Below are 10,882 nucleotides of genomic sequence, written 5' to 3'. Positions count from 1 at the left end.
GTGGTGAAAAGCGAAGCGTGTACACCGAACCCCTTGTAGGAGCGAGGCTTGCCCGCGAAGGCGGCCTGACAGCCGACCAATTTCTTGCAGACGTGCATCGTTCCGCTGTAGGAGCGAGGCTTGCCCGCGAAGGCGGCCTGCCAGCCGACCAATTTCTTGCGGACGTGCATCGTTCCACTGTAGGAGCGAGGCTTGCCAGCGAAGGCGACCTGCCAGCCGACCAATTTCTTGCAGACGTGCATCGTTCCACTGTAGGAGCGAGGCTTGCCCGCGAAGGCGGCCTGACAGCCGACCAATCACTTGCAGACATGCATCGTTCCACTGTAGGAGCGAGGCTTGCCCGCGAAGGCGGCCTGACAGCCGACCAATCACTTGCAGACGTGCATCGTTCCACTGTAGGAGCGAGGCTTGCCCGCGAAGGCCGCCTGCCAGCCGACCAATTTCTTGCAGACGTGCATCGTTCCACTGTAGGAGTGAGCCTGCTCGCGATAGCGGTCTGCCAGCCGACCATTTTCTCTCTACTGCCCCCGATTGATCGTTCCCTACGCTCCGCGTGGGAATGCCGCCCGGGACGCTCCGCGTTCCATTTTTGTGTGTTGAAAGATGTTTAAAAAACACAGCGTTTTCCCACGCATTTTTCAGGTTGCCGGGTAGGAAGCGTGTTCTCTAACCTTTGGCTGTCGCTGCAAATTCAGCGACCGGGCGTGAGATCCCCGGCAACTAGTATGCATCTAGCGCCAATGCCACCATAATTGGCGCCAGCTTATCCGCTGCCTGTAAATGCGTTATGGCGGCTGTGTGCGGGCAGACTTCGGTCTGGCCGGGTGCCTACTACCGGTGATCTCACACTGCACATAGCTGCCACCTCTTCGCCGCGTGAGATCCGGCGAATGGTGGCACCCATTTCAGTAGGAGTTTGCATGGATAAGTTAATCCCCGATCCACCCATCAACACCACCTCTCCCCGCGACGAAACCACCCAGGCCGAATCGCTCATCAAAGACCACGAAGCCATGAAACGCGCGCTCGATTACTACCTCGATCCCCCCGAGCGCTACATCGAAAAACCGCGCCGGCCGAGCACGATGTTTGTGGTCGATCCTGATGTTGATTCTGAAAGTCTGTTGGCTCATGCCTGTGAGTCGTTGGCGTCGGCGAGTGTTATGAGCAGTGATTTTGCGACGAGCCTGGAGGGGCCGCAGCGGCATACGCTGATGGCGATTCAGCAGGTCATCATGCTGGCGGAGTTGGCGGTGAATCGGGTGTTGGATAGGGTTGAGGTTCCCCGGTAGATAGCGTTCGGTCTGGTTTACCGCGTGATCGTTCTTCGCGGGCAAGCCTCGCTCCCACAGGTGCGGGGGTTGCTCGCGATTGGCACAAAACCCGACGGACTCGCTTGCGGCGTGAAGCTTGCGGCTCTGGACACAGGTATACTGCCGCTCTTTCGCGGCTCGCTGACCGGGCCCGACTTTTTGCATCACCCCGGAGCTTTCATGACTTCCCCGACACAACCGCCGGTTGCCGACGCTTTGAGCGACGCCCCGGCAGACCTGCCAGACAGCGTCGACTCCAGCGCAGACAGCGAAACCAAAGCCGCGATCCCGGCGTTCAAGTTCCCGTTCAAACCGGGTGATTTGGCCGCTGCGAAGAATGCCAGCCAGCCTTGGTACAAGAATGGCGCGAAGAATGGCCATACCAAGACACCAGGGGCTGCGCCTCCAGGGACTCGTCGGTCGATGGGTAAACGCTGAGTTTCAAACGCTGCAGTGCCTGATCAATCGCCTTCGCGAGCAGGCTCGCTCCCACAGTAGATCTCAACAGGACACAGATTTTGTGTGTACGACGCAGATCAATGGTGGGAGCGAGCCTGCTCGCGAAGGGGCCATAACAGGTTGAACAGCCCTGGAATCAAGCCACCCGCAACGAAATAAACGCATAGTTCACCGGCACTTCCGTCGCCACCATCGCCCCGGCCGCCTGCACTTGCACGGCGATGTCTTCCCCTGACACATGAAACTGCCAATCACTGCCTGAGCCCGCCAGCGGCTGCGCGGCAACCTGGTCGATGACGGTGGCAAACGCCTTCATATCCGGCAGATAAGCCGTAAATCCATCCCCCTTCAACGCTGTCGTCCGAATCCCCAGCAGCCCGCAAATCGCATCCTTGGTCTGAATGTCGTCGCGATCCGCCTGGCGCGAACGCTGGATCAATCCCGCGAGTTCCTGATCCACCAACTTACCCCCGATGATCAAGTCCGGTCCCTGTTCCCACGATTCGGGCGGGCATTCTTTCACTGCGGTGTTCAGCGCAATGTGCGGATTGATTTCCATCGGGTAGATGCGGCACACCAGCGGGCGGCGTTCGTAGATTCGGCAGAGGTTGTCTTCGTCAAGATTCCGGCAGGGACCGACGTTGTAGGCGGCAAAAGTGATCGCCACGTAAGCCTCGGACGTGCCGCTTCGAACCACTGCTGAGCGACGTTCGGCGTGTTCGCGTTGCTGCACGGGAAGGCCCAGGCCGTTGCCGAGGAAACCTTCCACCAACACGATCACCTGACCGCCGTCGGCCGCCCACATGCGGGCTTCGGCCAGGGTCAGGGGCACGTGGTGGTCGTTGCAGCATTTGCCGCAACCTACGCAGGAAAATGTCGTATTCATTGAGCGGCCGGTCGCTTCCGAGGGCATGGAACGGCGCCAGAAAGACACCGCGAAGGCTCGGGTCGAAGCAAGTTATGCGCCAGTCACTGGGTTTTGGCGGTGGGGCGGATGGAGTCCCATTCGGTCACGTAGGCGGTTTTGCTCTTTTTGTTGTAGAGGCACAGTTCGGTGCCTTGCTGGCCTTTCATGTGTTTTTGCGGGTATTGGCCTTGCATCAGGAGCGCGGTGTAGTCGACCCGGTCGTCGAACTGCGCGGCGGTGCCGACGGGTTTGGCGTTTTTCAGGCCGCTGGCTTTGGTGCAGCTGGCGAGCACGGCTTTGTCGTAGGCGGCCCAGGCGTCGGGACTGGAGGCGTGGGCTTGGGGGGCGAGGGCGGTAAGGCAGAGCAAGGTCAGGGTGGCGGTTTTCATGGGTCAGGCATCCTTGGGCATTGAGTTGGCCGAGGGGGGGAGTATGCCTGATGGTATTGGGTTGAATGTGTCGGCCCCATCGCGAGCAGGCTCGCTCCCACAGTAGATCTTCACCAGACACCGATTTTGTGTACGACAAAAAACATTGTGGGAGCGAGCCTGCTCGCGATGGCGGTGTCTCAGACTGGGACCAATTCTCGGCGGACTACATACATCCCGGCGCTTTCATACAGCCGCTGCGCCCGAAGGTTGTCTTCCAGTACTTTCAAATCCACATAACCTTCCCGGCGGGCCTGAAACACCTGGAACGCGTGGAGCAGTAATGCGCGGCCAACCCCGCGTCGCTGTGCCCGTGGGTGCACCATCAACTTCTTGATGTAGGCGCTGGTCCAGCACTGCGCCACGCCGACGATCCCTTCGGCATCTTGAGCGATGAAGCAGAGCGTGGGGTCGTATTCAGGATCGGTTTCAAAACGGCGCTGCCAGATTGCCAATTCCGGCACACGACCACCGCCTTCCAGGTGACCCAGTTCCATCACGTGATGGACGGCTTGGGCGACTTCGGGACGGTACTCGATCAATTCAATGCCGACCGGCCACGTGATTGCGGGCACCGTCTCGGCAAGGTTGCGCCGCATCAGCAAGCAAAAGCGTTCGGTCATGACTCAGTGACCTTGTTCGGCGACGGCCTTCGCCGCTTCGATCAGGCACCGGGTCAGTTCTGGTGAGGAAAACTTGGTCAGCACCGCGTTGGCCCCGGCCAGGCGCGCTTTCTCACTGTTCATCGCGCTGTCCAGCGATGTGTGCAGCAACACATAAAGGTGCGAGAAGTCCGGCGTCTCGCGCAGGGTGCGGGTGAACGCGTAGCCGTCCATCTCCGACATTTCGATGTCCGAGACGATCAGGTTGATCTGCTGCGCCGTGCCTTGCAGGTCCAGCAGGCAGTCGATGGCTTCCTTGGCGCTGCGGGCGGTGTGGCATTGCAGGCCGAGGTTGCGCAAGGTGTGAACCGATTGCTGCAGCGCGACCTGGCTGTCGTCGACCACCAGGATCCGAGCGTTACCCAGCACTTCGGCGTCTTCCATGCTCAGTTCGGTCGGGGCCATTTCGATCTGCGCCGGGGCGATGCCGTGGATGACCTTTTCGATGTCCAGCACTTGCACCAGGGTGCCGTCGACCGAGGTCACGCCGGTGATGTACGAGCGCACGCCGCCGGAGCCGAAGGGCGGCGGGCGGATGTCGGTGGTCAGGCAGTGGACGATCTTGCTCACGGCCTGAACGTGCAGGCCCTGTTTGGAGCGGCTGACGTCGGTGACGATCAGGCAGCCACCATTCGGGTCTTCCAGTGGCCGCTCGCCGATGGCGCGGCTGAGGTCGATCACCGACAACGAGGCGCCGCGCAGGGTGGCAATGCCTTTGACGTGTGGGTGCGACTCCGGCAGCTTGGTCAGCGGCGGGCAGGGGATGATTTCGCTGACTTTCAGCAGGTTGATTGCCATCAGCTTGCCGCTGCGCAAGGTAAACAGCAGAAGCGAAAGTGAGTCTGCGCGGGCTTTGGTGGTGGACATAAAAACCTTCTGTGGAAAAAGGTGATGGGCGAGTAAAAAGTCGCCAAAAACTATTGATGCCGGGTTATCGACTTGTTGGGGGCAGGCTTTAGGCTAAATACCCATTCCCGGCCCAACGGCGAACCCTGTGGCGAGGGAGCTTGCTCCCGCTGGAGTGCGAAGCACTCCCGATCAGGTGATGTGTGTTATCAGACTATCCGCATTTTCAGGTTTTGCGGCTGCCTCGCAGCCGAGCGGGAGCAAGCTCCCTCGCCACAGTGGGGGGTTATTTCATCCCTAGGCGCTTGGCCATCCGCCCGAGGTTCGCCCGATCCAGGCCCAACTCGCGCGCCGCGCTTGCCCAGTTGTCGTGGTGCCGTTCCAGGCAAGCGCTGATCAATTGGCGCTGATAATTTTCGGTAGCCTCTCGCAAATCCCCCGACACCAATGCCATTGGGGCCGCCGCCGGTTGCTCGGCGACCACTTCGATGCTGCCATTGGGCAAATCCAGATCCGCCGCACTCAAACTCAGAATCTTCGGCCGTACCTTGCAGTTACCCAGCGCTTTCAAGGCACTGCGACCAATCAAATGCTCCAGCTCCCGGACATTCCCCGGCCAGTCGTATGCCAGCAATGCCACCTGCGCGTCGCTGCTCAGGCGCAGGCTGTTAAGGCCCATCCGCGAGCGGTTCTGTTCCAGGAAATAACCGCTGAGCAGCAACACATCGCGCCCGCGATCGCGCAGGGCCGGTACCAGCAGCGGGTATACGCTCAAGCGGTGATAGAAGTCGGCACGGTAGCGGCCGCTGCGCACTTCTTCGGCCAGGTCGCGGTTAGTCGCTGCGATCAAGCGCACGTCCACCTGATGCTCCTTATCCGACCCCAGGCGCTGCAATTGACCGCTTTGCAGCACCCGCAACAACTTAGCCTGCACGGTCAGGGACAGTTCGCCGACTTCATCAAGAAACAGCGTGCCGCCATTGGCCAGTTCGAACTTGCCGCGCCGATCGCTGGTGGCGCCGGTGAAGGCGCCGCGCACATGGCCGAACAATTCGCTCTCCACCAGGGTGTCCGGCAGGGCGGCGCAGTTGAGGCTGATGATCGGTTTGTCCGCCCTTGGCGAAGCGGCGTGAATCGCCTGCGCGACCAATTCCTTGCCGACTCCGGTTTCCCCGGTGATCAGCACGGTCAGGTCGCTGCCGCCCACCAGGCTGATCTCTTCCACCAGGCGTTTATGCGTCTTGCTCTGGCCGATCATCTCGCGGTTTTGCTGGCCGCTGGCCTGGCGGTAGACCTCGGCGCGCTGATGCTCGTCTTCGGCGCGATTGGCCAGGCGTTCGATGCGTTCGGCGGCGTTGACGGTGGCCGCCGCGAGGCTGGCGAAGGCTTGCAGGGCGTCCAGTTCGATGGGTTCAAATTTTTCCGGGTCGAGGGCGTCGAGGGTCAGCAAGCCCCAGGGACGCTCGTCGATGAACAACGGGCAGCCCATGCAGTCGTGAACTTCCAGATGCTCGTCGAGGCCGTCGACCAGACCGTCGTAAGGATCCGGCAAGTTGCTGTCGGCGGCGAACCGCGTCGGGCCGTGGCTGCTGAGCAACGCTTCGAAACGTGGGTGCTCGCTGACTTTGAAACGGCGGCCCAGGGTGTCGGTGCTCAACCCGTCGACGGCCAGCGGCACCAGCCACTCGCCATCCAGGCGCAGCAGGGCGGCGGCATCGCAGGGGAGCAGGGCGCGCATGGCTTCGAGCAGGCGTCGATAACGCTCGCCTTCGGGCAGTTCGCGGGACAGGTCGGAGACCAGCGGTAGCAGGGCGGTAAGCAAAGATTTTGCAGTCATAGTGACTCCGTGTAGTCGGGATGACTATAAGCCAGCGTGTGTCGATATGACTACTGTGTTTATAAGTTATTGTTTTTAAAGGGTTAAATAGTTGGCATGGAAAGTGATAGCTATAGGGTCATCAGTTAGCAATCCAAAAGTAGCCCAGGAGTCACTTTATGCTTAGCGTTCAAGACCGTGCCATCGTCAAATCCACCGTGCCGTTGCTGGAAAGCGGTGGCGAAGCGCTGATCACTCACTTCTACCGCATGATGCTCTCGGAATACCCGGAAGTGCGCCCGCTGTTCAACCAGGCTCACCAGGCCAGCGGTGATCAGCCGCGCGCCCTGGCCAACGGTGTTCTGATGTACGCGCGCCACATCGACCAGCTCGATCAGTTGGGCGACCTCGTCGCCAAGATCATCAACAAGCACGTGGCCCTGCAAATTCTGCCGGAGCACTACCCGATTGTCGGCACTTGCCTGCTGCGTGCGATCTCCGAAGTGCTGGGCGAAGAAATTGCCACCCCTGAGGTGATGAGTGCCTGGGGCGCGGCCTACGGTCAGTTGGCCGACATCCTGATCGGCGCCGAAACCAGCATTTACGATCAAAAGGAACAGGCCCCCGGTGGCTGGCGCGGGGCGCGGGAATTCATCGTGGCGGCCAAGGTCGAGGAAAGCGCGGAAATCACCTCGTTCTACTTCGAACCTGCCGACAAAGGCGCGATTCTGGCAGCGGAACCGGGCCAGTACATTGGCATGAAACTGATCCTCGATGGCGAAGAGATCCGTCGTAACTACTCGCTGTCGGCGTTGGCCAACAAGGGCCAGTACCGCATCAGCGTCAAGCGTGAAACCGGTGGCCGCGCCTCCAACCACTTGCACGATCAGTTGCACGTTGGTTCGAGCATTCAACTGTTTCCGCCATCGGGCGAGTTCACCCTGACCGCCAGTGACAAACCGCTGGTGCTGATCAGCGGTGGTGTCGGCATCACCCCAACGCTGGCGATGCTGGAAGCGGCGCTGGCCACCGAGCGGCCGGTGCACTTTATCCACTGCGCGCGTAACGGCAGCGTTCATGCATTCCGCGACTGGATCGATGGCTTGGCCGAGCGTCACCCGCAACTCAAACGCTTCTATTGCTACGCCGAAGATGATGGCGTGAGCCCGGCGGCCGACACGGTCGGGCTGTTGAGCCGCGAGCAACTGGGCGAGTGGCTACCGGAGCAGCGCGATCTGGATGCTTACTTCCTGGGGCCGAAAGGGTTCATGGCGGCAATCAAGCGTCACCTCAAGGCGTTGGGTGTGCCGGAGAAGCAGAGCCGTTACGAGTTCTTTGGGCCGGCTTCGGCGTTGGAGTAACTGTTTGCGGCGACTCGGGAGACCGAGTCGCCTGCTTCGCGGGCAAGCCCCGCTCCTACAGGTTTTGTACCGTTGCGCAATCGCGCGAACAACACAAAACCTGTAGGAGCGGGGCTTGCCCGCGATAGACGCGCCGCGGTCCCGATTCGTAAAAATCCCTTAAAAGTTAATCCGTTCTTAACCGGTTTATCGTTTATTCCCCGATGCTGATGATAGGCGCTCGTTCGTTTACATGATCAGGATCGCCCCATGACTCACTTCACCTTCTCCCGTCTCGTTCTATCGGCTGCGTTACTGGCCAGCCCTTTCGCGTTCGCCGAATCCGCCTTGCTCCAGCCGCAGACCTTGATCGTCGATCAGAGCCTGCCCAAGGCGCAGCGTGATGCGATGGAATTGGCAGCTCGTCGTTACGGTAGTTTCTGGAACAGCGGGGAGGAGGCGTTGGCCAAGGCGGCCTTGTCGGAGCAGTTCATCGACATGACCCCGCCTGAAGGCCGGGTCCAGGGGCCGACCGGGCCGCTGCTGGCGTCGAAGTTTTTCCGCACGGCGGTGCCGGACCTGAGCTGCGAGATCGAGCAAATGATCATTGCTGGCGACCGGGTGGTAGTGCATTTGCACTTTCGCGGTCACTTCACTGGTCCGTTCAAGGCTCTCAAAGGTCAGGGCCAGCGTGTAGACTTCCGGGCAACCGATATCTATCAGATCAAAAGCGGTCGCATCGCGGCCAATTGGCATATCGAAGACAACATCAGCCTGATGCAGCAGCTGCAAGCGCAGCCGCCGGCGAGCTGATCCACGAGCATAAAAGGGAAACGCGATGAGCGAGGAAACAATGCGGTTGGGACGTGAACGGCGCTACCTGGTGTTGCTGGGCATCATCTGCCTGGCGCTGATCGGTGGCGCGCTGTACATGCAAGTTGTGCTGGGCGAGGCGCCGTGCCCGCTGTGCATCCTGCAACGTTACGCGCTGTTGCTGATTGCGCTGTTTGCCTTCATTGGCGCGGCGATGCGCACCCGCCGCAGCATCACGGTGTTTGAAACCCTGGTGGTGATTTTCGCACTGGCCGGCGTCGCGGTGGCCGGGCATCACGTCTACACCCAGTTCTACCCGGCGGTCAGCTGTGGCATCGATGTGCTGCAACCGATTGTCGATGGCCTGCCGCTGGCGAAGATTTTCCCGCTGGGCTTTCAGGTCGACGGTTTCTGCTCCACGCCATACCCGCCGATCCTCGGTTTGTCGCTGGCGCAGTGGGCGCTGGTGGCGTTCGTGCTGATCGTGGTGCTGGTGCCGCTGCTCACTTCGCGTAACCGCAAAGCACTGCGCTGAGGTCATCCGCCACTCGTGCGGATAACGTGAAAAAACGCCCCGGTCCTCATCAAGAGGGCCGGGGCGTTTTGCATTTCAAGGGACAAATAAAAAGTCCGTGATGTGCGACAAGAAAGGGTGCGACACGTGTGCGACATGTTGTCACAGCGTGACTGTCGCAAGGCATTTCAACGGGCAGAATCGGTGTATGGCCTGGCAACAAAATTGGCCTGCTCAGGCGTCTGCCGATTTATTGGCCATCGCACGCAAGCAGACAGTTTTAACAGCGGCTGGCAAATCGCCAGAGCCCTTGTCTTGTAGGGGCTAGGGCACCGTCGAAGTGTCTGCGTCAGCCCCGATAGCTGTCTGAACTGCGCCCTGTAGACCTACAAATTTTGGTGTTTTTGTTGAGAATTAATTTCGATAAGATGCCGCACTTTTGCAAAATCCGTTAATGATTGTTGCTGGAATGGATAAAAATTATTTCGGGATGAGACATGGTTTATGAGTCGCTACGTATCTACAATCGCCCGCACTGAATTCCGGCACTGCTCACCTTGAGCAGGAAAACAGGGCGTCGAGGGGCTTGAACGCTTCGTGCGACTCCCAGGTGTCGGAGCCTTCCAACTATCCGCACCAAATGGAATTGGTCTGTAACAAGGCCTTTGACCACGAATTCGAATAAGAACTTACCGCTAGCCCAGGATTTGTCGAACAGCGTCTGACGCGCGACGGGCAGCCCTTATTCAATCCAAGAAAAATGCCAACCCTTGGCAGGGTGAAGTGTTGGCGATCAAAACCCAACTGCATTGCGCAAGCTGCTTTAGAGGTCGTGAGATGAGTAAAAACAGGTACCCCAGACTACTAGGCTTATTGCCGCTGCTCGGCACGTTGTTGCTGTCAGGCTGCAACATGACCTTGCTCAATCCCACGGGCCAGGTCGGCCTGGAACAGCGAAACCTGATCATCACCGCCACGCTGCTGATGCTGTTGGTCGTGGTGCCGGTTATCGTCATGACCTTCCTGTTCGCCTGGAAGTACCGTGCCTCTAACAAGGACGCCATTTACACCCCGAAATGGTCTCACTCGACCAAAATCGAAGTGGCCGTCTGGACCATCCCGGTCCTGATCATCGTTGCCCTGGGTTACATCACCTACATTTCGACCCACGAATTGGACCCGTACCGTCCGATTCAATCCGACGTCAAGCCTGTGACCATCGAAGTGGTCGCGCTGGACTGGAAGTGGCTGTTCATCTACCCGGAACAAGGCATTGCCACGGTCAACAAGATCGTGTTCCCGGCGCACACGCCAATCAACTTCAAGATCACCTCCGACGCCGTGATGAACTCGTTCTTCATCCCGGGCCTGGGCGGCCAGATCTACGCGATGGCGGGCATGCAGACCAAGCTGCACTTGATCGCTGACCGTAACGCTGAAATGGACGGTATCTCCGCCAACTACAGCGGCGCGGGTTTCACCGGTATGAAATTCAAAGCGATCGCAACTTCCCAGGAAGATTTCGACGCCTGGGTAAGTGAAGTCAAAAAGTCACCCAAGCAGCTTGAACAAGTTGAGTACGCAGCCCTTGCCAAGCAGAGCCAGAACAACCCAGTCGAGCTCTACTCCTCGGTGACGCCGAACCTGTTCCAGACCATCGTCGACAAGTACGAAGGCATGAAACCGGGTCCTAAGGTGAAGCACGAGAAGAAAGAGAAAGAAGTGGCCGCTACGCAAGGAATGGACATGAACTCGCATTCAGCTGCCGGGGCAGAGGAGTAAAC

The 10,882-nt window shown here is 59.5% G+C and carries 12 protein-coding genes; 6 read left to right on the top strand and 6 right to left on the bottom strand.

Features of this window, described 5'->3' with window-relative positions:
- A partial coding sequence (locus tag FHL16_RS34530; protein WP_218191867.1) for a hypothetical protein occupies nt 1–242 on the bottom strand: 242 nt, incomplete at its 3' end.
- 678 nt (nt 243–920) lie between these two features.
- On the opposite strand from FHL16_RS34530, the gene FHL16_RS23060 reads away from it, so the two are divergent.
- Both FHL16_RS23060 and FHL16_RS23055 read left to right on the top strand, forming a co-directional pair.
- A complete protein-coding gene (locus FHL16_RS23060; RefSeq protein WP_077749379.1) occupies nt 921–1,292 on the top strand; it encodes a DUF6124 family protein in 372 nt (123 codons plus the stop codon).
- A gap of 201 nt (nt 1,293–1,493) precedes the next feature.
- Entirely contained in the window at nt 1,494–1,751 is a 258-nt protein-coding gene (locus FHL16_RS23055) for a hypothetical protein (RefSeq protein ID WP_010458080.1), read from the top strand.
- 157 nt (nt 1,752–1,908) lie between these two features.
- Here FHL16_RS23055 and FHL16_RS23050 read toward each other — a convergent pair whose 3' ends face one another.
- The 5 genes from FHL16_RS23050 to norR all read right to left on the bottom strand — a co-directional run bounded on the left by FHL16_RS23050 (nt 1,909) and on the right by norR (nt 6,452).
- Complete coding sequence (locus FHL16_RS23050) at nt 1,909–2,658, bottom strand: YkgJ family cysteine cluster protein (RefSeq protein WP_077749384.1); 750 nt, start codon at nt 2,656–2,658, stop codon at nt 1,909–1,911.
- A gap of 83 nt (nt 2,659–2,741) precedes the next feature.
- Entirely contained in the window at nt 2,742–3,068 is a 327-nt protein-coding gene (locus FHL16_RS23045; RefSeq protein ID WP_077749378.1) for a hypothetical protein, read from the bottom strand.
- Between the two features lie 179 nt (nt 3,069–3,247).
- Nucleotides 3,248–3,706, bottom strand: coding sequence for a GNAT family N-acetyltransferase (locus FHL16_RS23040; protein ID WP_077749383.1), 459 nt, complete (start codon nt 3,704–3,706; stop codon nt 3,248–3,250).
- Nucleotides 3,707–3,733: 27 nt separating this feature from the next.
- A complete protein-coding gene (locus tag FHL16_RS23035) occupies nt 3,734–4,636 on the bottom strand; it encodes a chemotaxis protein CheV (protein ID WP_010458072.1) in 903 nt (300 codons plus the stop codon).
- A gap of 265 nt (nt 4,637–4,901) precedes the next feature.
- On the bottom strand, nt 4,902–6,452 hold the full coding sequence (gene norR, locus FHL16_RS23030) for a nitric oxide reductase transcriptional regulator NorR (RefSeq protein WP_077749377.1): 1,551 nt from the start codon (nt 6,450–6,452) through the stop codon (nt 4,902–4,904).
- Between the two features lie 158 nt (nt 6,453–6,610).
- Between norR and hmpA the strand changes: the two genes are divergently transcribed.
- The 4 genes from hmpA (at nt 6,611) to cyoA (ending at nt 10,880) form a co-directional block, all read left to right on the top strand.
- Nucleotides 6,611–7,792 (top strand): NO-inducible flavohemoprotein, encoded by a 1,182-nt coding sequence (hmpA, locus tag FHL16_RS23025; protein WP_010458067.1) that lies wholly within the window; start codon nt 6,611–6,613, stop codon nt 7,790–7,792.
- A 249-nt stretch (nt 7,793–8,041) separates the two neighbouring features.
- Nucleotides 8,042–8,584 (top strand): ester cyclase, encoded by a 543-nt coding sequence (locus FHL16_RS23020; RefSeq protein WP_010458066.1) that lies wholly within the window; start codon nt 8,042–8,044, stop codon nt 8,582–8,584.
- Nucleotides 8,585–8,609: 25 nt separating this feature from the next.
- On the top strand, nt 8,610–9,119 hold the full coding sequence (locus tag FHL16_RS23015) for a disulfide bond formation protein B (RefSeq protein WP_042932579.1): 510 nt from the start codon (nt 8,610–8,612) through the stop codon (nt 9,117–9,119).
- A gap of 816 nt (nt 9,120–9,935) precedes the next feature.
- Nucleotides 9,936–10,880: a ubiquinol oxidase subunit II gene (gene cyoA, locus FHL16_RS23005; protein ID WP_010458061.1), complete on the top strand. Its 945-nt coding sequence runs from the start codon at nt 9,936–9,938 to the stop codon at nt 10,878–10,880.
- Nucleotides 10,881–10,882 lie beyond the last annotated feature (2 nt).

The organism is Pseudomonas sp. FSL W5-0299, assembly GCF_005930655.1.
Taxonomy (GTDB): domain Bacteria; phylum Pseudomonadota; class Gammaproteobacteria; order Pseudomonadales; family Pseudomonadaceae; genus Aquipseudomonas; species Aquipseudomonas mandelii.
The sequence above is the reverse complement of the archived record's forward strand: the minus strand, read 5'-3'. Positions and strand labels throughout refer to the sequence as shown.